This window comes from Acinetobacter wuhouensis, from assembly GCF_001696605.3.
Taxonomy (GTDB): Bacteria; Pseudomonadota; Gammaproteobacteria; order Pseudomonadales; family Moraxellaceae; genus Acinetobacter; species Acinetobacter wuhouensis.
The window spans coordinates 604,947-627,959 of record NZ_CP031716.1; the positions used below are offsets into that span (position 1 = coordinate 604,947).

The 23,013-nt window shown below is 37.6% G+C and carries 21 protein-coding genes; 11 read left to right on the forward strand and 10 right to left on the reverse strand.

The window, feature by feature from the left end:
- Positions 1–80: 80 nt before the first annotated feature.
- The 6 genes from BEN71_RS03555 to BEN71_RS03580 all read left to right on the forward strand — a co-directional run bounded on the left by BEN71_RS03555 (position 81) and on the right by BEN71_RS03580 (position 6,688).
- Positions 81–1,673 (forward strand): peptide chain release factor 3, encoded by a 1,593-nt coding sequence (locus tag BEN71_RS03555; RefSeq protein ID WP_068973085.1) that lies wholly within the window; start codon positions 81–83, stop codon positions 1,671–1,673.
- Positions 1,674–1,802: 129 nt separating this feature from the next.
- Complete coding sequence (locus BEN71_RS03560; protein ID WP_068973131.1) at positions 1,803–2,597, forward strand: hypothetical protein; 795 nt, start codon at positions 1,803–1,805, stop codon at positions 2,595–2,597.
- A 145-nt stretch (positions 2,598–2,742) separates the two neighbouring features.
- A complete protein-coding gene (locus tag BEN71_RS03565) occupies positions 2,743–3,711 on the forward strand; it encodes an RsiV family protein (protein WP_068973086.1) in 969 nt (322 codons plus the stop codon).
- An 11-nt stretch (positions 3,712–3,722) separates the two neighbouring features.
- Positions 3,723–4,553: a TatD family hydrolase gene (locus BEN71_RS03570; RefSeq protein ID WP_068973087.1), complete on the forward strand. Its 831-nt coding sequence runs from the start codon at positions 3,723–3,725 to the stop codon at positions 4,551–4,553.
- A 386-nt stretch (positions 4,554–4,939) separates the two neighbouring features.
- Positions 4,940–5,710, forward strand: a complete 771-nt coding sequence (locus BEN71_RS03575; protein WP_068973088.1) for a tRNA threonylcarbamoyladenosine dehydratase — start codon at positions 4,940–4,942, stop codon at positions 5,708–5,710.
- A gap of 42 nt (positions 5,711–5,752) precedes the next feature.
- On the forward strand, positions 5,753–6,688 hold the full coding sequence (locus BEN71_RS03580) for an SEL1-like repeat protein (RefSeq protein ID WP_068973089.1): 936 nt from the start codon (positions 5,753–5,755) through the stop codon (positions 6,686–6,688).
- Between the two features lie 13 nt (positions 6,689–6,701).
- On the opposite strand, the gene dusA is transcribed toward BEN71_RS03580, so the two are convergent.
- The 6 genes from dusA to BEN71_RS03610 form a co-directional block, all read right to left on the reverse strand.
- The gene (dusA, locus tag BEN71_RS03585; protein ID WP_068973090.1) at positions 6,702–7,721 is read right to left on the reverse strand and encodes a tRNA dihydrouridine(20/20a) synthase DusA; all 1,020 of its coding nucleotides are present in this window, start codon (positions 7,719–7,721) and stop codon (positions 6,702–6,704) included.
- 270 nt (positions 7,722–7,991) lie between these two features.
- Positions 7,992–8,471 carry a Csu type fimbrial protein gene (locus BEN71_RS03590; RefSeq protein WP_068973091.1) on the reverse strand — a complete coding sequence of 160 codons (480 nt, stop codon included), beginning with the start codon at positions 8,469–8,471 and terminating at the stop codon, positions 7,992–7,994.
- Between the two features lie 189 nt (positions 8,472–8,660).
- Positions 8,661–9,683 (reverse strand): Csu type fimbrial protein, encoded by a 1,023-nt coding sequence (locus BEN71_RS03595; protein ID WP_086322739.1) that lies wholly within the window; start codon positions 9,681–9,683, stop codon positions 8,661–8,663.
- Entirely contained in the window at positions 9,674–12,070 is a 2,397-nt protein-coding gene (locus BEN71_RS03600; RefSeq protein WP_068973092.1) for a fimbria/pilus outer membrane usher protein, read from the reverse strand. The genes BEN71_RS03595 and BEN71_RS03600 overlap by 10 nt, the downstream gene beginning before the upstream one ends.
- Positions 12,071–12,078: 8 nt before the next feature.
- Positions 12,079–12,807, reverse strand: a complete 729-nt coding sequence (locus tag BEN71_RS03605) for a fimbrial biogenesis chaperone (RefSeq protein ID WP_068973093.1) — start codon at positions 12,805–12,807, stop codon at positions 12,079–12,081.
- A gap of 78 nt (positions 12,808–12,885) precedes the next feature.
- Positions 12,886–13,353: a Csu type fimbrial protein gene (locus tag BEN71_RS03610; RefSeq protein ID WP_068973094.1), complete on the reverse strand. Its 468-nt coding sequence runs from the start codon at positions 13,351–13,353 to the stop codon at positions 12,886–12,888.
- 855 nt (positions 13,354–14,208) lie between these two features.
- Here BEN71_RS03610 and BEN71_RS03615 point away from each other — a divergent pair.
- Positions 14,209–14,853: a HEPN domain-containing protein gene (locus BEN71_RS03615; protein WP_068973133.1), complete on the forward strand. Its 645-nt coding sequence runs from the start codon at positions 14,209–14,211 to the stop codon at positions 14,851–14,853.
- A 44-nt stretch (positions 14,854–14,897) separates the two neighbouring features.
- Here BEN71_RS03615 and BEN71_RS03620 read toward each other — a convergent pair whose 3' ends face one another.
- Together BEN71_RS03620 and BEN71_RS03625 are read right to left on the reverse strand one after the other, a co-directional pair.
- Complete coding sequence (locus BEN71_RS03620; RefSeq protein ID WP_068973095.1) at positions 14,898–16,097, reverse strand: MFS transporter; 1,200 nt, start codon at positions 16,095–16,097, stop codon at positions 14,898–14,900.
- 37 nt (positions 16,098–16,134) lie between these two features.
- Positions 16,135–16,581, reverse strand: a complete 447-nt coding sequence (locus tag BEN71_RS03625; protein ID WP_068973096.1) for a RidA family protein — start codon at positions 16,579–16,581, stop codon at positions 16,135–16,137.
- Positions 16,582–16,731: 150 nt separating this feature from the next.
- On the opposite strand from BEN71_RS03625, the gene soxR reads away from it, so the two are divergent.
- On the forward strand, positions 16,732–17,226 hold the full coding sequence (soxR, locus tag BEN71_RS03630) for a redox-sensitive transcriptional activator SoxR (RefSeq protein WP_068973134.1): 495 nt from the start codon (positions 16,732–16,734) through the stop codon (positions 17,224–17,226).
- 8 nt (positions 17,227–17,234) lie between these two features.
- Here soxR and BEN71_RS03635 read toward each other — a convergent pair whose 3' ends face one another.
- The gene (locus tag BEN71_RS03635) at positions 17,235–18,110 is read right to left on the reverse strand and encodes an LD-carboxypeptidase (RefSeq protein WP_068973097.1); all 876 of its coding nucleotides are present in this window, start codon (positions 18,108–18,110) and stop codon (positions 17,235–17,237) included.
- A 76-nt stretch (positions 18,111–18,186) separates the two neighbouring features.
- Positions 18,187–19,113 carry a DMT family transporter gene (locus tag BEN71_RS03640; protein ID WP_068973098.1) on the reverse strand — a complete coding sequence of 309 codons (927 nt, stop codon included), beginning with the start codon at positions 19,111–19,113 and terminating at the stop codon, positions 18,187–18,189.
- Between the two features lie 929 nt (positions 19,114–20,042).
- Between BEN71_RS03640 and BEN71_RS03645 the strand changes: the two genes are divergently transcribed.
- The 3 genes from BEN71_RS03645 to BEN71_RS03655 are packed head-to-tail and all read left to right on the forward strand — an operon-like array spanning position 20,043 to position 22,960.
- Complete coding sequence (locus BEN71_RS03645) at positions 20,043–21,170, forward strand: Re/Si-specific NAD(P)(+) transhydrogenase subunit alpha (RefSeq protein WP_068973099.1); 1,128 nt, start codon at positions 20,043–20,045, stop codon at positions 21,168–21,170.
- 11 nt (positions 21,171–21,181) lie between these two features.
- Entirely contained in the window at positions 21,182–21,502 is a 321-nt protein-coding gene (locus tag BEN71_RS03650; protein WP_068973100.1) for a proton-translocating transhydrogenase family protein, read from the forward strand.
- Between the two features lie 3 nt (positions 21,503–21,505).
- The gene (locus BEN71_RS03655; RefSeq protein ID WP_068973101.1) at positions 21,506–22,960 is read left to right on the forward strand and encodes an NAD(P)(+) transhydrogenase (Re/Si-specific) subunit beta; all 1,455 of its coding nucleotides are present in this window, start codon (positions 21,506–21,508) and stop codon (positions 22,958–22,960) included.
- The last annotated feature ends 53 nt before the right edge of the window (positions 22,961–23,013 follow it).

A 23,013-nucleotide genomic window follows, 5' to 3' on the forward strand; every position in this document is an offset into this window, starting at 1 on the left:
GGAATTCTGCTACAATATCGCCAATTTTATATTTGGGTCATTTTTGACCCTTGAACTGCATATTCGCAGTAGGTATTTGCATGAGCTTTCAAAATGAATTAGCGGCACAGGTCGCTCAACGCCGCACCTTTGCGATTATTTCGCATCCCGATGCGGGTAAGACCACCATGACAGAAAAATTACTGTTATGGGGACAAGCGATTCAGGTTGCTGGAATGGTTAAAAGTCGTAAAGCTGATCGTGCTGCGACTTCTGACTGGATGGAAATGGAAAAAGAACGTGGGATTTCGATCACTACGTCAGTCATGCAATTTCCATTCAAAGACAAAATGATTAACTTGCTCGATACTCCAGGGCATGAAGATTTCTCGGAAGATACTTACCGTACGCTAACAGCAGTTGACTCTGCTTTGATGGTGATTGATGGGGCAAAAGGTGTCGAAGACCGTACCATTAAACTCATGGAAGTGTGTCGTATGCGTGATACACCGATCATTTCATTCGTCAACAAAATGGACCGCGAAATTCGTGAGCCATTAGAATTGCTTGATGAAATTGAAAATGTATTAAAAATTAAATGTGTACCGCTGACATGGCCTTTAGGTACAGGTCTTGATTTTGCGGGCGTATACAATTTAATTGAAGAAAAATTCTACGTGTACAAAGCTGGCTTCGGTTCAACCATTACCGATATTGAAATTCGTGATGGTTATAAGTATGAAGATCTTCGTGAAAAAGTCGGTGAATTGGCGTGGGCTGCATTTGAAGAATCATTAGAATTGGTACAAATGGCGAATGAGCCATTAGACCGTGAAGAATTCTTAGCAGGTCGTCAAACCCCTGTATTGTTTGGTACGGCTTTGGGTAACTTTGGTGTAGACCATGTGTTAGATGCATTCAGTAACTATGCACCGCCACCTAAAGCACACCCAACCGAAGTGCGTACAGTTGAAGCAACAGAAGAAGGTTTCACTGGTTTTGTATTTAAAATTCAAGCCAATATGGATCCGAAACACCGTGACCGTATAGCCTTTATGCGTATTTGCTCAGGTAAATATGAAAAAGGCTTGAAAATGAAGCATGTGCGTATTGATAAAGATGTACGCATTAGTGATGCTTTGACATTCTTAGCAGGCGACCGTCAGCACCTTGAAGAAGCATGGCCGGGTGACATCATTGGTTTGCATAACCACGGTACCATTCAAATTGGTGATACATTCACATCAGGTGAAAAATTACAATTTACAGGGATTCCGCACTTTGCCCCTGAAATGTTCCGCCGTGTACGCTTAAAAGATCCTTTGAAATCTAAACAACTGCAAAAAGGTTTGAAAGAGCTTTCGGAAGAGGGTGCAACTCAGGTCTTTATGCCACAAATCAACAATGATTTGATTGTTGGTGCTGTGGGGGTGCTTCAGTTTGAAGTGGTTGCTTATCGTCTTAAAGAAGAATACAAAGTGGATTGTATTTATGAACCTGTAAACATTAACACTGTGCGCTGGGTTTCTTGTGATGATGAGAAAAAATTCAACGAATTTAAGAAAAAAGCCCATGATCAATTGTCTGTCGATGGTGGTGGTCATTTAACTTATCTTGCACCGAGTCGTGTGAATTTACAGCTTATGCAAGAACGCTATCCAGATATTCAATTCCGTGCGACACGTGAACACTAAGTGATTGCAATTTTATTGGCATAACTTATTTAAAAATGTAAAAACAGCTTCCTCGCGAAGCTGTTTTTGTATCAGAATATGATGTTTGGAATCAAAGGGATTGAGGCAGTGCAGTTTTCAAAAAAAGTAATGACCGTACTTTGTGTAAGCAGTTTGGCTTTGGTTGCCTGTGATTCAAAAAAAGAGCAGGATAAAAATGATCAAGGTGTTTTACAGTCAGAAAAAGAAAATGCCGATATTCTGCCTTATTTAAATATTCAAGAAGCTCAAGCCGACTATGCTTTACCATTCTGTGAAAAGAAAAACTGTATTGAAATTGATATTCAAACCATCAAAACACAAGATACGTGGTTAAACCAATGGATTGCCAATAATCAATCGCATGTGATTCAAGCACAGATTGACTCTAAGCAAAATATGACCTTGCAACAAGCGATCAATGCATTCGTGAAAAAATCAGATGCTTGGCAAGAGGAATTTCCAAAAAATAAAGCTTTTGAGTTACATATGCAAACGCGAATGGCTTCTCAGCGTAACCAGTATGTATTGCTTCAAGTATCTATCAATACATTACAAGCTGATGTCACTATAAAAGAGCGACAGTACTTTTTTGTGGCTGATCGAAAGCTCAAGAAAGGTTTAAGTATTTTAGATGTGATTTCACCGAATCAACAAAATCAGCTCAATACTTGGGTACAAGAAAAGTATGCTGAATGGTTGGCAAAACAAGATACAGATGTGAAAAAACATGCGCCTAAAAAACTCTATTGGGGACAAGCAGATTGGTTTTTTGATGGTGAAGGTGTGGGATTACATTATCGTGCCAATGAAATTGTAGAAGATGCAACTCAGTTGGATATTTATCTCAGTAAAGAACAAACACAGAAAATTTTAAAGCCAGAAGTCTTTCAAAAAATGTTCTAAAAATGACAGAAATGTGTTTGATATAGTTTGACTTTATGTAGCAAAAAAATGCCAATTAGATACAAATATTGATTGAGCATTTTAATAGAGAAGCATAGTCTAGTCTTAGATGGTAACTCAGAAACAAAGTGGATAGGTTGGTTAAATGTTGAATCAAAAAAGCACAATAGCACTTTCTATATTGGTGATCACTTTAGGGTTAACGGCTTGTCATAAACCTGATTCAAAGAAAGCAGATCCATCTATAGATCAAACAGCTGCATCACAAGTTCCTGATACATCATTGCAGTTACAAGGCGATACTGAAAAGTTAAAACTAGATACGCCTGAATGTGATGGGAAAAGTTGTCCAGAATTTTCAGTGGAGCGTCTGAAAACCAATCAAACTTTTGTTGATGAAATCATTGATCAAGCCATTCTTAAAAATTTAGATCAAATATTGGATATCGCTCAGTTGAGTAAAAATAAGAAAGTATCTGATCAGCAATCATCAACAGCGCAAACAGCAGCCAGTGAAATTCAAGAAAATAGTAATAAAACACCTGCACAACAATTACAAGAAAAAGTACAACCTTATGCCAATTCTTTTTTAGAGTTAGATAAAGAATTGAAAACACTAGGAGCAAGTAGTCAGATTAATGTGATGGTCAGCCCTAAAATATTAAATGCAGAAAAACCTTTAGCCACAGTAGTTCTCAATACCAGTAGCTATTTAGGCGGTGCACATGGTTCGTCTGTGCAACGTTATTATAACTTTGATTTAGTGACCAGAAAACAAGTTACATTGACACAAATTATTGAAAATAATCAAAAAGCTAAATTGGAACAGTTGGCGTATCAGGCATTTAAAACTTGGGTCGCTGATTCTAAACTCGCAGATAATATTGCAGAGTATGAGCAAGTGTGGAAATTTAAACTGTCTGATAATTTCTATTTAGGCAAACAGGGGCTGATTTTACAATATGGTGAATATGAGATAGGACCTTATGTGGTTGGTTTACCGCGTTTGACGATTCCGTATGATCAGTTAAAAGGTGTCTTGAAAACTCAATATTTTCCAGCCGAAATGCAAGTAGATCAACCAAGTGCATCTGCTCCAGTTGCACATAATTAAACGAAATTATAATGACCTTGTCTTTGTTTGATACGCATACTCATTTTGATGTCTCTGATTTTGATCAAGACAGAGAGTTGCTTGCGTATCAAGCCAAAGCAGTCGGTGTTGAGCATTTGGTGTTAATTGGCTTCCTACAAGAACGCTTTCAAGATTTAGTTCAGACTCATCATTTTCTGAATCAACTCAACAATGCACCACGAAGCCATCTTGCACCTGGTCTACATCCTTTTTATATTGAACAACATGATCAGAGTCATTTAGATGATTTAGAGCATATTTTAAAAACAGAACGATGCTGTGCAGTCGGTGAAATTGGATTAGATACTTTTTTAACACAACACAAACAAGCCGAGTTATTTCAAAAACAGCAAGATTTTTTTTCGGCTCAAATTGAGTTAGCACAGCAGTTTAACCTCCCCATTCTTTTACATATTCGAAAGTCACATGCAGATGTATTAGCCATGCTTAAGAAGCAACAATTTAAAAATGGTGGTATTGCACATGCCTTTAGTGGGGGAATTGAAGAAGCGAAAGCGTTTATTAAACTCGGTTTTAAAATAGGGGTGACAGGACAAATTACCAACCCCAATGCAAAAAAGTTAATCGGTGTGGTTCAAGCTATTGGAGTAGAGCATTTGGTTTTGGAAACGGATTGTCCTGATATGACACCGCTGTGTTGTCAGACTTCACATGAACATCGAACTCGTAATACCCCAGTAAATTTGCCTTATGTATTACAAGGTTTGGCAGCATGTTTACAGCTTGATGAATCACAATTGGCAGATCAACTCTGGAAAAATACACTGGATGTGTCGAATGAGTCATTATTGAGAGAGTAATTTTTGTATGTTCGGGCTTAAAATGACCAGATAGGAAATGAATCGTGTCAAAATCTTATTTTTTATTGAAAAGTCACATAAATTGGCATAATTTATATCAAAGCATCTATTTTATTTGATCAATATGATTTTCAATGAGCAAATCCATGTTTGTTGAATGAGAGCAAAGTTAATGAGTTCTCCAAGCCCTGCATTATTGTGGGGCTTTTTTTATGCTATTATGAGGATTCAAGTGATGAATATGATTTAACCCAAGCGTAAACTCTAAAAGCAATAAAATATCTTTAGCTTTTAAAGCATGGAAATCAGCTTTGTGGATTCAATTTACATTTTTAGTGTCTATTTTTGATAAAATAGTTTGGATTTTTAGAATTTAGATTTAAACCATGACTGAACTTCTCCACGATGATGAATATGACCGCCGTTTTGCAGGTGTAGCCAAAATTTATGGTGAAGAAGAATTTCAGCATTATGAAAAAAGTCATGTGATGGTGATTGGGATTGGCGGTGTGGGTTCGTGGGCGGTTGAAGCGCTGGCGCGTACAGGTATTGGCGAGTTAACTTTGGTGGATATGGATTCGATTGCGGCATCGAATATCAACCGTCAATTGCCTGCAATGACATCGACTTTAGGTCAGGAAAAAATTGAAGTGATGGCTGAACGCTGTCGTTCGATTAACCCAAGAATTAAAATCAATTTAGTCGATGATTATCTCAGCGCTGAAAATATCAAAGAAATTTTGGCAGAAAAACCAGATATTATTTTAGATTGCATTGATGATGTAAAAGCCAAATTGGCGTTAATGTTGCATTGTCGTTTTAATAAAATTCCTTTGATTGTTTCTGGTGGGGCAGGTGGGAAATTAGATCCGCTTAAAATCCGTGTTGCAGATTTATCCAAAACTGAACAAGATCCGATGTTGGCAAAATTGCGTACACAATTACGTGGTATGGGAATTTGTAAAAAGCCGAAAGACAAGTTTGGTATTACCTGCGTCTATTCGATTGATAATCCATTCTCTAGTGCTGATGTTTGTGCCAGTGCGGGCTTGCGTTGTGGTGGTTATGGTTCTGCTGTAGTGGTGACTTCAAGTTTTGCGATGGTTGCTGTAGCGGAAGTGTTGAAAAGGCTGGATAAGATAAAAGTAAAGCCTTAGACTTTATTTTCAATATGTATAAATCATTTAATTAGAAAAAATATGAAGTTTAAAATATTAGTACAAATTTCAATACTCGCTTTAATGCCAATTTTTGTGTATGCAGATAACAAGAACTGGCAAAAGTTAGAATCAGAGGCTAATCAAGGAAATGCTGATGCACAGGAGAAATTAGCTTTAAGATATATCAATGGTGATGATACTCCTAAAAACTTGGTGAAGGCATATGATTTATTAAAGAAATCGGCGGAACAGGGTAATGCATATGGAAAAATCGGGTTAGGGAAATTGTATTTATATGGTCAAGGAGTTAAACAGGATTTTTCAGCATCAAGAAAATACTTCAAAGAGGCTTTTGATATTTTAAATAGTCAAATAACAGAAAACAAAGGAGAGGTCTATTATAGTCTTGCACAGCTTTATTTAAATGGAAATGGAGTAAAGCAAGATGATACTAAAGCTGAGCAATGGTTTAGAAAAGCAGCTGAAAGATATCGTGAAGAAACTAATAATAAAAATGATGATTCGATGATGCACCTAGGTAATATGTATCTCAAAGGTTTAGGTGTCAAACAAGATACACAAAAAGCCTTATATTATTTTGAAATGGCAGCCCAAAATGGCAATGTGTTGGCTCAAATAAAGCTATCTTCGCTATACATGGACTTAGAACAATATCAATCTGCTATGAATTGGTTACTTCGAGCAGAAAAGCAAAATTCAACATATGCACAGTATTTAATAGGTACGTTATATGGATATGGATTAGGTGTTGAAAAAAATGAAGAATTAATGATTAGTTGGATAACAAAATCAGCAGAAAATGGGAATGAAAGAGCACAAATAGAATTAGGACGGATTTATTCTGAAGGCTTGTTTGGCACTGAAAAAAGTACGTTACAAGCAAGAAAATACTATTCTTTAGCATCTAAACAAAATAATTTAGAGGCTAAAGAATTACTAGATCAACTGAAATAGATAGTTTCTAGATTCACTCAAATTCATGTTGTTTTATATAATCCTCAGTCCGTTTCATGGCTTCTTTAATATTCATGATAGCATTTTCAATGTCAGCAAAAGTTTTGGCATTGCCACCGCTTAAAGCCTGACGCCATTTGCGAGCGCCTGGAAGGTTTTGGAATAGACCTAAAATATGACGGGTAATAATTGAAAGTGGCGCACCTTCTTCCATACGTTTTGCAATGTACGGAAGCATTTGATCGATAATTTCAAAACGATCAGGTAAGTCTAAATTCCACAACTGACCTAATTCAGCCAAAAGGTATGGATTATGATAAGCCTCACGACCAATCATCACGCCATCAACATGCTTTAAATGTTCCTGCGTTTCAGCAAAGGTTTTAATGCCGCCATTGATCTCAATCAATAAATTCGGACGTTCTTGCTTTAAACGATATACATCTTCATAACGCAAAGGTGGTACATCACGGTTTTCTTTTGGTGAAAGACCTTGGAGCAATGCAATACGAGCATGCACGATAAAATTATCACAACCTGTTTTTGCCACAGTATCAACGAAGTGCAACATTTCTTCATAGGACTGCATGTCATCAATACCGATACGATGTTTGACCGTAACAGGAATATCAACAGCATTACGCATTTCAGCAATACATTCTGCCACCAAATCAGGTTCAGCCATTAAACATGCACCAATTTTATTATTCTGTACACGATCACTTGGGCAGCCCACATTTAAATTGACTTCATCATAGCCCCAGTCTTGCGCCATCTTAGTACAGGTTGCAAGATCTTTAGGATTTGAGCCACCCAACTGTAGAACGATTGGATGTTCTTCATTGTTATAGTCTAAGTGACGATTTGCACCACCATAGATGATTGCACCTGTAGTCACCATTTCGGTATACAGAATGACATTAGGATTGAACAAACGTGCAAAGAATCGGTAATCTTTGGTTGTCCAATCCATCATTGGGGCAACACTGATGCGAGGCTTAGATTTAATTTCAGTGGTATCTAGAGTCGTCATAAAATTAAACCTTTAATCAAAGCCTTAAAACAGTTTTAAACGAAGAGAGGGAGAAAAAATAGGAGAAACTTCTCATGTAATCTATGCAAATATCAGCATAGATTTGAACAAAATTACATTATATAAATGCAGTATTCAATGAGGTTTGCAATAGTAGCATAAAACTGAAAATCATTACATTTTGATCATTTATTGATATTTAAAATATAGGACAATATCTTAAATGTTGAGTATTTAAGATATTGTGAAATAATAAATTAAAACAATGGATTAGTAACTTACAATCGCTGTAACTGTATCTGAATATGAGCCACTTGGAACATTAGTGTCTTGTTTAGCGACTTTCCCCCAAACTGGGATGTTTTGATTTGCTCCGATGCCCGTGTTGGTATAACTCTGGTTTGAATCAAAGCCCCAAACAATGCTTTGATTGGCATCTTGATAAAGAGTGTAAGGAATAACAGCACCAGATGTTGTTTGATTCAACATTTTACGATCACTTTTCAGGGCGATAGTATAAGGTGTTCCTTGCGTACAAGTAATATTTAAATTTCCTTGCGCTGAAAGAGTATCAGCAGAGCGATTGACTGTACCAAAATCGAGATTGGAAGCCCCTTGAGAAGAGATATTACAAGATTCTTTGATATGAACTTGTACTCTAAATTGTACTGAATTTTGGTTCCCCGCATAGATATATGCTGAAGCCCCGATCCCCGCGAGAGTGACAAATAAAAAAATAGGTAGTTTCATAAGATTTTATGTTTAAATTTCCAAAGTCATACGATGGGTTGAGCAAAGTAAGGCTTATTTATGTTTAGCCATGCTCTAAATATAAGATATTTAAAGCGAAGGCTTGATTCAATTCTATGGTAGATTCCTATGATTATCAATCAACACGAAATCATAAAAATTAGTTGATCTGAAACATGATTATTCCACCTAATAGGTCAGGGTGACAGTAACAGTATCAAGATAATCACCAGCAGGTACAGTTTTGTTTTGAATTGGAATTTTGCCGTAGATTTTAATCTGTTGAGTGCCGTTGTTCCCAACATCTTGAGCAATACTTTTGGCATCCCAAATTTGACTTAAACTGGCATCCTTATACAGTGCATAAGCAATATAATCAGTACCTTTGCGCATTCTTTTATTTGTCCCATCAAAGTTTAAACCATTGTCTAAACTGACTTTCCATGTCGTATTGATAGGGCAAGATAAAGAAATTGTGGTTGAGCTGGTTTTTTCTTGCAATAAATTGTCTGTTTGCCCAAAGTTTAAATCTGGAACTGATTGCAAATAACAACTATTTTCATAGTTTGCTGTAACCAATAAGTTATTGGTCGCTGTTTTATTTTGAGCAATAACATCTTGCGCAGATAGAACTTTATCTTCACTAGAGTTAGATAACAGCTTGAGTGGCATATTAAAGCTAGTATAACGTGTTGCTAGAACATTTTGCCCTGGATAAATAGAGCCATATAGCATAATGAATGTGTCTTTCTGATTTTCAGATGGACTCAAAGTCTGATTCACACAACGTAGAGAAGATGGGTTCGCTGTGGTGTCGATACGTTGCGTAAGTGCAGGATCATAAAACAAGTCATAGCTGAGATAAGAACTTGCGTTACCTGGACCAGTATTTGAGGAAATACGTCTACGGTTATTGGCTAAAGAAGGGTCTCCTTCTGGAATATACAAGCACATGGTCAGATTCACAGTTTTTGTATGACCATAGTGATTACATGTCACTTTGACTGAGGTGTTACTTCTACCTCCCGCAGTTGAAACTGTACCGAAATTAAGATCAGGTTGTGAAATCCAGCAAGAGGCTTTGTTATTTTCTGCAAGTGATTCCGTACTTAAAAACGATGCAGAAATCACCACGCTTAGGTATAAGCAGAGGGATACTAAGCTATAAGGTAGAAACTTAGAAGAAATACATGTCCTTATTTTTACAAACATTTCAAACTTCCTAAATCAATAAATCCTGAGATTTGTGTCAAGGTGGGTAATCTAACTTGGCAAATTTTTTGCTGATGTTCGATATAAATCGTTGCAGATTTAGGATTCTCTAAATAGACCATACCATCTCTTGCTACAATCGTTGTTTCAATATCATCGTCAGTCGGTAAGCGATCTTGATTCCAAACACGACTTCCTAGGCTGAGAACTTTTTGCTCTTGATCCACAGCATTGAGCTGTATTGACTGCATTTTATACACAGGAAATTCAACAAAAACACCGCTTTGACTATAAGGTACGGTATCTATTCGTGTTGTTTCAATTTTATAATCGATCGGAAGTGCAAGTGTATCAATAGATAAATTATTATGTTGATATGCATTCAGGTCATTAATGAGCAATACTCCTTTTTTATTGGTTTTGCCCATTTGTCTATTTTCAAGTTGTACGGGAATATTGGGTACGCCTTGTGTAGAAACAATCGCAAAAGAACCAAAAGATTGACGTTTAGCAAATAAATTATTTTCCATAAATAATAAGCTACCACGTCCTGAGAGCATTGAACTCGTATAGTTCTGCTGATTCATTTGATCATGTTGCAAACCAAATTCCCATTCACCAAAACGGTTATTTCTTTGCACTGTACCCTGAACAGTATAATCATTTGAATCTTTAATATTGGTATAGGCTTGCCAACCCCAATCCGCTTGATTTTGCGAGGCGGTACGACGTGCACTGGCAGAATATTGTTGACCATTCTCATTGTTCTGAGCATTGACAGTTGCTTGAGTTTGGCGATCAAAAGGAATATTGAGAGACAAGTAAAACGTGTTATTTTTATTGTTTAAGTCACGGGTCATACTCATGCTTAAGTATTTTTTTGAGGGGAAAATATAAGACCAGTTCAACATCAAAAACTTATTTTCAAATTGATTATAGTCTTGTTGTGCATAACTGGCACCAAATTGTCCATATTCAGTGTTTAACCCTAAAAAGGCACGATTGGACTCACGGGTATGGTTATAGCCTAGCGTGCTGGCAATATCATTATAATTTTCAGAAACTTGTTGATGGTCTAATGAAATATTGAAAAGATTATTACTCCACTGATAGCCTAAACTGTACAAATAACCGTTTTCTTGATTGAGATGACTATAGCTATAAGCGCCATTTAACAAGCCCCATGTTTGAGGTAAGCGATGAACAAAGCCGATGCCAGTCAATTGTAAATCTTGGGAAAACTCAGCATGGCTTTCAAGCGTTGTGTCTTGAGTGAGACCATAGCGATATGAACCATTAAAGAGTGGTTGATCATCATAGCTCCATGATTTCACTGCATAATCAAGTTTACTCATCCCCAGATTAATTTCCCAATCTGAAAATCCTTTTTGCAGCAGGTTACTTGTTCCAAACAGTGAAAAATTAACGACACGCTGTAAGCCATTAAGATCGGTAATGACCAATTGCGCTGTTCCTGCACCTGAAATGGTGGGAATGGTTTGAATATCAAAATTTCCAGGCAGAACCTGTGTGGTACTTTGTTGTATGCCATTGATTAATAAATCAACAGATGAGGGAAGCAACACTGAGCCTTTGAAGGACTCTAAAGGTGAGGTGCTTTGATAGGGTTGTAAGCTATAATTTTTTGCAATTTTTAAGCCTGAAATACGGGTCGAACGACTCCAGTTCAAGGCTTTTGACTGACTGTCACCGGTGATGAGCGAGATGGCTTTATTCTGAAAATCTTTTTGCCAATAGGTATCTAAGATTCTACTATTAAATGCAGAGCCAGCATGCTCATGATCTGTATAAACATGGTTGGCAGAAATACTAAATACACCACCACTTTCACCGCCGAAAAAACGTAATTCATTCCATAAGCTTTGAGTGAGTTGATCTTGATTGTACTGGCTGTGAACATCGTAATTCATTAGGATGCCAGGACGTATCTGCTGCTTATTGACGATAGCGGGTTCAACTGATTGTAGGCGTGTTACTTGCGCACTTTTTGTCAATAATTGCGCTGTTGCTGTTAAATGAATGCTTTGTGAGGCAGCATCATATTGATAACTTAAACCTTTAATTTGTGTTAATGCAATAAAATCAGATTCATTATTTTGATCAGGTAGATCAACATTAAGCGCCAAGTCTTTTAGGGTCGCTTTACTGATCAAAAGTTCATTATTACGTTGCGTAAAATGCCCCAAGATCGTTTTAGGTGATTGGTTTAAAATAGTATCTAGATATAGCTCTTGTTCAAAATCAGCTGTATCGGTAGCTGTTTGAAGTATTTCTGAATTTGCAAAAACAACAGGGCAATAGCTGATTACAAGACAATAGCCAAGTGATTTAAACAGGGAGTTATAGACAGCACTTGTCTTTTTCATACAAATAACTATTTGATGATTAAGATTTGAGTTTGCGCATCCGTATTGATTCTTGCTTCAAATTTTCCGTTTGGAAGCATATTTTTTTGGGCAGGAATATCCCAAGCCATGGTTTTATGTGCTAAAGCATATCCAAGTAAACCATTGACCAACGGTATTTTTTCACCATTTGGATTGATATAACTGAGTTGACTGAGACGGATATGACTATTGGCATTATTTTCCGCAGTCAGTTTGTGGTTGTTATAACTAAATTGGATTTGAGTTAAAGGTGTGATGTTATTTTTTGCACTAATATCTTGCTTAGATTCAAAGAAGACTGGAACAGAGTATTGTAAAAGCAACTGTAGACCAGCTTGATCTTCAGTTTTTTTCGCACTCGGTAACTCGTCAATAATCAAACGATAGCTCTGTTCTTGGCGGGGATCAAGTTGGGACGTTTTGATCACACGAATCAGTTGTCGTCCACCTGCTGGAATTTCAGTGACTGCGGGACTTGCAACAACTTGGCGTGTTGGATTTAACACATCTTTATTGTCATCTTGTGTCCATTCGAGCACACGAGTTTGCGCTCGAATAGCTTGTTCACTGGTATTGGTCAACCAAATTTCTTTTGCTGTTTCAGTCTGTTGAAACTTCAAAGAAATAGGAGATACTTGCAGGCTCGCAGCAGATACGACAGCCGAATAGAGCACCAATATATGGCTCAAAATCACAGTAAAAAATTTATTGAACATAAATTGATACCCTATTCATGATTAAACAATCAGTAATCAGTAATCAGTAATCAGTAATCAGTAATCAGTAATCAGTAATCAGTAAGTGACAGTTGCAGTTACTATATCTGAGTACTCACCCGCTTTTACGTTAGTCGTACTAGATAGTTTAGCGTATACCTCTAATTGTTGAGGCTTACCATTACCTTCTTGATAATTTAAGTTTTGCTCATCCCACGCTTGATCATAACCTGGATTTTTGAATAGGTTATAAGCGATCGTACTGTTTGCATCTGAGGCATTTGTCATTTTACCTGAGCCAGCTAAAGCCACTTGATATGGCGTGCCTACTGTACATAATACGCTTAGATTACCTTGAGCAGTTTTAGCTTCATTTGTTGAACGGTCAATATCTGCAAAATTTACGTTATTAGCACTCTTAATTTCGCATGATTCATTGACTTTAATCATGACATTGAATTGGCTTGTTAGAGGTGATGTAGCATGTGTAGGGAGAGATGCTAAAACAGAAGCCATCATAAGAGTAGATAAAATAACTTTACGCATAATAAGACTCCTGCGCGAATAGATACTATAGATTAGGTTGGCGATTATAGGCTTTTTTTTAATCATGTAAATAACTGGTTCTTATATTTATAAAAAGATTTGTTATTTTAAAATAATATACAGAGGTATTTAAAAATGATGAATTGTTTAAGTGCTTAATTTAATGAAAATAACTTTTTATTTATCATGATTTGATATTTTAATTGAAAATTCTTATGGTGAATTAAGTTTTTTTTGATTAAGACTCAGTGAAAATTTTTGTCCATAATGGCAAAAAAGTGTCATTTTATTACGGTTATTACCTAATTAAGCTATAGTTGTTCAATACTTATGAGGGATTAATGATAAGTATTAATATTTGTATTTCATGTTGAAAAAATGCTGGGATAACTTGAACTATAGTCTTATTGTTTAACTTAAATAAATAGAGTAAATATTCTAAAAAATGATATTTTTGTGATTATTTTATGTAACTGAGTTATTTTATTTAAGTTTTAATTTATATGTTTTTATATTTGGGTTTTTAGGTTGTTAATATGTTCTTTTATAATTATTGCGCTTATTAAGTCGGTTATAATGGTGTGAAAATTAATTTTATGAAATAAGCTTAATAAATATAATGATTTGCTTTGACCATTTTGCTTTGTATAAGTTTAAAAAAAACAATATCCATCAAAATGATTCGGTATTTTCCAAAGCGTTACGTTTTATATCAGCGTCGATTCAGAAATGGAAACTGGCTAAAAGGGCTAAATAGTATGTTAAAGGTGTGATAAAGAGCATATTTAAATTGCTTGAGAAATACGCATTTATTCAATAAGATAAATTTTTAAAAACAATATGTTGGGGGATGGCGTGCTTGTTTTAGAAGAAGTATATAAAAGTAAAAAGATCGAAAATTCAGAACAGTTTAATTTACGGATTCATCGTGGTTTGAGTTGGTTAAAAAAAGCGATTCAACTGGATGATGATCTGGATTTACAATTCATAAGTTTATGGGTCGGATTTAATGCTGTTTACGCACAAGATATGGCTTTTACTCAAGATCGACAGTCATTTAGACAATTTTTACATAAAGTCTGCCAGTTGGATCAAGGGCGGAAAATATATAATCTCATTTGGGAGAAATTTAGTTCATCGATCCGATTGTTAATCGAAAATCCGTATGTTTTTCAATCATTTTGGGATTTTCAAAACCAAAAAATCAGTCAGAAAGCTTGGAAAGAAGATTTTGATATAGAAAAAAAACGCGTGCATCAAGCCTTACAGAGTAAAGACACTGTGGACTTACTTTTCGTTATCTTTAATCGGTTGTACACGCTAAGAAACCAACTGATGCATGGCGGAGCAACTTATAAAAGCTCACTCAATCGAAAGCAATTACAAGATGCTTGTCATATTTTAGTGGCATTGTTGCCTGCTTTTATTCACATTCTTTTAGAACACTCGAAAGACTTAGATTTAGGGAAACCATTTTATCCTGTGGTACAAGTCTCTTGAGTGTTGATAAAAATGCTTTAATTTAAGTGATGCCTTGTAGTTGGTTAAATAGTTTGAATGTGATTGCTAGATTTGACATAGAGATGGTCTAGCAGTGCAAACAAAGCGGCACCACATACTAACAGCAATCCAACAACAGTGGTCATACTCCAACCACCGTGGTGCCATGCATAAACACCTAAAGCTGAACCACATGCGCCCCCTGTAAAGTATGCTGTCATGTAAATTGAATTAATCCGTGATTTGGCATCTGGGCGTAAACGGAAAATGATGTTCTGATTACTGCTATGAATGGTGGCAAGTCCTAAATTAATCAGCCCATAACCCAATATATAACTGATGAGATATGTCCCACCGAGGTATAGTAATCCCCAGCTGAGTAACATGATTGAAACACCAATCCAAGTCAGAATCGCTGTATGCCCGCGATCTGCAATTTTACCGATTTGAGCTGTAGATAAGGCACCAAATACACCAATAAGGGTCACGACACCGACCAGAACATCAGGTAATTTAAATGGTTCTGAAGTGAGTAGAACCGCAATAGTTGAAAATAGAATACTCATTGCGGCAAATGCAAAACCACCGATTACAGCACGATAAACAAGGCGACGTTCTTCCTTGAGTAAAACCGCCATGGATTGAAAAATTTTGCCATAACTCATTTTAAAAGTAGGTACATGTGGTAAACGACTTTTGAGTAAAAATGCGAGGAGTAGCATCAATCCTGCACTGACAAAGTAAATAAGTTTCCAGTTAAATAAGTTAGAGAGTAATCCAGCAAGACTGGTTGAAAGTAGTAAGCCAACCAATAGCCCACTCATTAAAAAGCCGACCACTTCCCCAGTTTTTTCAGGTTTTACTGCCATAGTTGCTAGGGGAATCAAGACTTGAGCTGCAACTGAGAACAACCCTGTAATAATCGTTCCGATCCATAACATTGGTAAATTTACCGCAAAAGCACAAAGCAATAAGCCAATCGCAGTGCAGAACATCAGCCAAGGAATGAATTTGATTTTATTGACAATATCACCCATCGGAACAATAAATAATAAACCGACTGCATAGGAAACTTGGGCAAATGTCACAGTGAGAGCCACTTGTGACTCAGGCATATTGAAGTATTGCTGAATGGAATGAATCAAGGGTTGGCAGTAATAGTTCGCTCCTGCGCATAAACCGCAGGCAATCGCCATTAGCCAAAGTAAAGCTTTGTTTTGGCTAATATCGAGTTGGGCATTCATAAAAACTTCCTAGATTGCAGTATGGTTTGAGGGGGGATTAAAGACAATAAGCAGTTGCTTCAATTTCGATCTGCATACTTTGTAAAGCAAGACACGGTACAGGAATAAGCGTGCAAGCAGGAAAGGCTTGATCTTTCCATAACTTTTGCATTTCTTGGATTAAAAATTGATGCTTTTTGGGGCTATGATCAACCACCAATATTCTTAAAACAGCAATATCGAATAATGATGCACCTACAGCATCGAGAGCATGTTGCACATTGAGAAAAGCTTGATGTACTTGCTGCGCAAAATCATTTGCTAGTTGACCGTGTTGGTTTTCACCACCTTGACCAGAAATATGCAAGATTCGTAGATAATGGCGTATTTCAGCCACATGACTATACGCAAATGCAGATGGATTATAAAGTGTATTTGGATTAACCATTTTGAATGGTTTGATACCTGAAGGCTGGTTTGGTAATGATGATTGCTTTGTATTCACACGGATACTCTTTAGACGAATTTAATATTTTGCTAGTATCAAAGCTCAGGTTAACTTGAGGTCAAGTCAAAATTGAAAAAATCTGACATTGAAAATGAAACTCTCTCAACAGGCTCCATGCCAGTACAGACAGTAGTGCAAAAGGATGTGATGGGTTTTGAGCATTCATCTGAAGAACAGCAAGTAGGACAATGGTTAACCATTGGGGAATTCGCTCAACGCAGTGCAGTCAGTGTTTCGGCAATCAGATTTTATGAAGAAAAAGATTTGATTTGGAGTACGCGTACGCAGGGGAATCAGCGACGCTATCCGCGGGCGATGTTGAGGCGCGTTGCGATTGTTAAAATCGCACAGCAGGTCGGGATTAGCTTACAACAAGTTCATGATGCATTTGCTGTATTGCCAAGGCATAAAGTTGCGAGTAAATCGGATTGGCAAGCCATGTCACAGCATTGGCAAATGCAACTTGATCAACAAATTATGAATTTACTCAAACTGCGACAACAGTTAGATCAATGCATTGGTTGCGGGTGTTTATCCCTAGATCAATGTCCACTGCGAAATCCTGATGATCAATTAGGAAAGGCATCCGCAGGTGCTCATTTTCAAGAGGTGCTGATGAACTTATTAAAAGCACCTGATTAGTAGCTAGTCTAGTAGATGACCAATTGGGAATCGATGATTTTCCCTTTTTTCCCAATCCAAAACGGACGATTCACTGCGCCGTGACCGAACCAATTACATTGGAATAGCGGAATTTTTAACGGATCAAGATGTTCTTTGACAATTTCGGCAATGGTCTGAGGCACATTTTTTTGTGGGCATTGATAAAAGTCCCCCAAAACTAATGCTTTTAAATTTGATGTATCAATACTTTGTAAAAGTTGAACCAAAGAACGCTCAATACGGTAGTAAGGTTCACCGACATCCTCAAGTAATAATACACTTGGTTGCTGAAGTTGAACGTGGCTTGCTGTACCTTGTAAGGTACATAGCACAGTCAGATTACCACCTAAAATATGGATATCTTCTAATGCCAAATCTTGAGTTGATTCATTGAGTGCGGAAAGGGGGTAGTGGCTAGGCTTGGTCTGATCAGCATTGAGCAGACTAATGGTTTTCATTGCATCATAAGAAATTGGACTCGCATCCAAATTCTTTACAGCAATTTCTTGGAAAACAGGTGCATGTAAAGATTGTCCACCATGCATAGCGACATAATTGAGTAAAGCTGTAGTGTCAGAATAACCAATGATCGGTTTGTTCAACATCCATTCATCTAAAAATGGCAATAACATGGCAGCACCAGTCCCTCCACGACCACACCAAATAGCATCTACATCTGCGTCAAGACAGGCTTGTTTTAGATCCGCAAGACGCTGTTCAACCGTCCCTGCTAAATAACGATATTGAGAAAATACATGTTCACCTAAACTCACTGTGTGACCTAAGCGTTCTAAATGTGTTTGCGCCAATTGGATATTTTCAACATCTACGCAAGCGCTTGGTGACACAATTCTAAAATGCATAATTTTCTCAAATTCCCCATATACTTTGCTACGAACTTAACGATTTATATAGAAAGCGCAAGAGTTGTATATAAAATTAATGCGCAAGTTTCTTTTTAGCTAATGTGATCATCATGACACCCATGATATTCAATAAGCAACCAAACCATTGTATCGCATTCATATGCTCGCCGAGTAACGCGACGGCTAAAATAATGGTGAGAATTGGACCGATAGAACCAATCATGGCAGATTGCGCAGCACCTAAACGTGAAATACTTTGTGCAACCAAAATGGTTGGCAGTACGGTGACTAATAGACCTAGAGCGATGCCATACCAGATGATTTCTACAGGAAGTTGGCTGAGTAACTGAATAGGTTGTGGTGTGGCAATCACAAAATGCATCAATGTACCGAAACAGGCAATACTGAGTGCTAAACCTGTGTAATTCCAAGAACCGAATTTTTGAATTAGCCGAGGTGTCATGAGTAGATAACTAGCAAAACTCACTGCACTGGCAAAGACCAGACTGACTCCAAGCCAAAAATTACCTTCATGTGGCACTGTGCTTTGCTCTTGCAGCATCACGATTACTGTACCGCCATAACTCAGTGCAATCGCAAGTATGGTTTTAAAATTCAACTTTTGCTTATAAATAAAGCTCGTGGCGATCACGGTGAGTGTTGGATAAAGAAATAAGATAATTCGTTCCAGTGAAGCACTGATATACATCAAGCCTGCAAAATCTAACCAACTCGAAAAATAATAACCAATTAACCCAGCAGCGATGAGCAGAAGCCAATCTTTACTTGAAATATCCTTATTGTGGTGACGATTGAACCAGCAGAGCAATAGAAAGAATGGCAATGCACTTGCCATACGGAGCGCCATCAGCACCGTGCCATCGACCAAAGGCGAGAGGGCATAGGCTTGTTTAATAAAAATAGCCTTAGTGCTAAATAAGAACGCGGCACTGAGAGCATACAGTGATCCGAGTTGGGTACTCGATAAGGAGAGTTTCATAAAATTGACTGCATTGATCATGCCGAGATTAGGCATGTATGTTGGTATAAACAGTATAGATGTAGCTTTGGTAAAGTTAAAATGCAAAAAAGCTATGAAATCGTGCAATAAAAGTGATCATTCAATACATTAATTGATTGAATTTTAACTTATTGGCAAATGAATAAAGATGGTTGAAAATAAAACTGTCTATAAATCAGGCGGAAACTGCCTTGTTAAGAGGATGGAAGTATCCATGAATTCACTATATGCACACTATTGGTGCATTATTAGGCAGTATAGAGAAATTTACTAGACTATTATTAATTGACAAAATGGCGAATGGAATAATTTTAAAATAATTTGTAAGCTCTTTAGACATAAGTCTGGGTAAATTTAAAAAAATGTTACAAGTACTTTTTTTTATTAATGAAATTAAAAAAAGGAATAAAAAACGACTTACATTTATGACAGGAAAAATGGTCTAAATAGCCAATTCAAGCTTAAAAAAAACTGTTATAAATTGTCAGAAATGTCAATTTTGTAATAAAACTTGGTGCTAAATCTATTGTTTTATGTGGGATTTAAACAGCGATGGCATTATCTATGAAATGCATCATCCTGCCATAAATGCCAATTAGAATAGTGGAAATAAGTAATAACACTCGGAACATTGGGTGAAAAAATCAACAACTTACAAGATTGGGAAATAAATTAACCGAGTGAAGGTGAAAATTGCACTGGATAAAAATACGAAAAATCGAATGTTGGGTATATCGTACAATTATATTTATGAATCATCAGTTCAAAATATGGTCATTTATTAAATAAATATTGGGTAGTATTTTATAAAAGTTCAATTAGAATCCAAAAATTCATAACAACGCATCTGGGGAAGCATCGTCGATCCACGATGTTGACTTTAAGAAAAATTAGCTTGAGGAACGCTCATGCAGATTGGAATTCCAAAGGAAACTGTCGGCGGTGAAAACCGCGTAGCTGCAACGCCAGAGACAGTTAAAAAGTTGATTAGCGCTGGTCACAGTATCGTCATCGAACGTGGCGCTGGTAAAAAAGCGGCTTATATTGACAGTGCTTACGAACAAGTAGGTGCAAAAATTACGGATGATGCCTATACGGGTAGTCAAATTATTTTGAAAGTTCGTGCCCCTGAGGGTGAAGAGATTCAAAAGCTGACAGCAGGTACAACTGTTGTGGCAATGTTTGACCCATACCGCAATCCAAATCTTGACCAATTTGCATCACAACAAGTGTCTGCATTTGCGTTAGAGCTTTTGCCACGTACACTTTCTCGTGCGCAAAATATGGACGTATTGTCTTCTCAAGCGAACCTTGCAGGTTATAAATCTGTACTTCTCGCTGCTGCAGAATACCAACGTATGTTCCCAATGCTAATGACGGCTGCAGGTACAGTGAAGCCAGCACGTATTGTGATCATGGGCGTGGGTGTCGCAGGTCTTCAAGCGATTGCGACTGCAAAACGTCTAGGTGCTGTTGTTGAAGCAACGGATTTACGTCCAACTGCACGTGACCAAGTAGAATCACTTGGTGGTAAGTGGTTAGACGTACCAATGTCTGATGAAGAAAAACAAAAAGCAGCTGATGCAGCGAAAAATGGTTATGGTTGGATGCCGGGTGAAGAATATATCCGTGATCAAGCGATTATCGTGGATAAGGCTGTATCAAATGCTGACATCGTGATTACGACAGCACTGTTACCAGGTCGTGACGCACCTCGCCTAATCAAAGCCGAAACTGTTGCCAAAATGAAACCAGGTTCAATCATCCTCGATATGGCGGTTGAAACAGGTGGTAACGTTGAAGGTTCTAAGAATGGTGAAAACGTTGTCACTGATAATGGTGTAACAATTCTTGGTATTCCAAATATTCCATCTACAGTATCGACAGAAGCATCGGCACTGTATGCACGTAACGTTTTCAATTTCGTAGAAACGTTGTTTGATAAAGAGAAAAACTTTGCCATCAACCAAGAAGACGAAATTCAAAAAGCACTTCTAGTAACTCATGGCGGTCAAGTACTGCTCAAGCGTGGTTAAGGAGAGTCATCATGGTTGAAACTATTACTATTTTCGTCTTAGCCATCTTTGTTGGTTACTACGTGGTTTGGGGTGTAACACCTGCATTACATACACCATTAATGGCAGTAACAAATGCATTGTCATCGATCATTATTGTGGGTGCGATGATTCAAACTGTCGGTATTCCTGGTGTTGTGGATGCTAATGTACAGTTCCAAGATATCAATGTTGTAAGTGTACTTGGTGCAGTTGCAGTATTCTTGGCAAGTATCAATATTTTTGGTGGTTTCGCAGTAACAGCGCGTATGCTTGAAATGTTTAAGCCAAAGCAAAAGAAAAAAGAGGGCTAATCCATGGAATTCATTAAAGAATATGCGGATTGGTTCTACTTAGTAGGCGCAGTCCTTTTTATCTTAACATTGCGTGGTCTTTCTGGCCCTAAAACTGCAATTCAAGGTAACCGCTACGGTATGATCGCAATGGCGATCGCTGTGATCACGACATTCTTCGTTGCGGATCATCCTGTGATTTGGATGATTGGTGGGGCAATGGTGCTTGGTGCAGTGGTTGGTATTGCACGTGCACGTACTGTTCCAATGACTCAAATGCCTGAAACTGTTGCATTGATGCACTCTTTGGTAGGTTTGGCTGCGGTTTTGATTGCGATTGCTGCGATTCTGCATAACAACCAATTAACTGCTCTATTTGCTGACAATGAATCAGCTTTGACAGCTGCTGGTGTTCAGCATGCACACATGAGCAAAGTTCACTTATTTGAATTGTTCGTGGGTTGTTTTGTTGGTGCGATCACGTTTACAGCATCTGTATTTGCTTATGGTAAATTGGCTGCAAAAAAATGGGCAAAAACAATTTCTGGTGCATGGGTTAAACCTGTACAAGCAATCATCTTCATTGCGATGTTAGCATGTGGTGTGTATTTCTTCACCACAGGCAATATGCAAGCTTTCTGGGCGATGACTGCACTTGCATTGGCATTCGGTTGGGTGTGGATTGCACCAGTTGGTGGCGGTGATATGCCAGTTGTAGTATCGCTCCTGAACTCATTCTCAGGTTGGGCTGCAGCAGGTATTGGTTTCACACTTGAAAACAACATGTTGATCGTTGCTGGTTCGCTTGTAGGTTCATCTGGTGCGATCTTGTCTTACATCATGTGTAAAGCAATGAACCGTTCGATCATCAACGTTTTGTTTGGTGGTGCAATGGGTGGTGCTGCAGTTGCTACTGCAGACAAAGGTGAACAAGTTCAACGTAACTACCGTTCAGGTTCTGCGGATGATGCTGGCTTCTTGATGTCAAATGCGGACAGCGTTGTGATCGTACCTGGTTATGGTATGGCGCAAGGTCGTGCTCAAAACGCAGTAAAAGAATTGTGTGAAATCTTAAAAGAACAAGGTGTAACCGTTCGTTTTGCGATTCACCCAGTTGCAGGTCGTATGCCTGGTCACATGAACGTACTTCTTGCTGAAGCAGATGTTGCTTATGAAGATATCTTGGAAATGGATGAGATTAACTCTGATTTCCCTGCAACAGATGTGGTACTGGTGATTGGTGCGAATGACGTTGTTAACCCTGCTGCTAAAGATGATCCTAGCTCACCAATTTATGGTATGCCGATTCTTGAAGCACACAAAGCACGTACGATTATGGTGATCAAACGTTCTATGGCAACAGGTTATGCAGGCCTAGACAACGACTTGTTCTACAATGAAAAAACAATGATGATTTTCGGTGATGCGAAGAAAGTTGTTGAAGATATGACTAAAGCAATTAATGGTGGCGGACACTAATCTTATTAGATTAATCCATCATCATCCCTCTGATTAAAAGAGGGAATTAAACC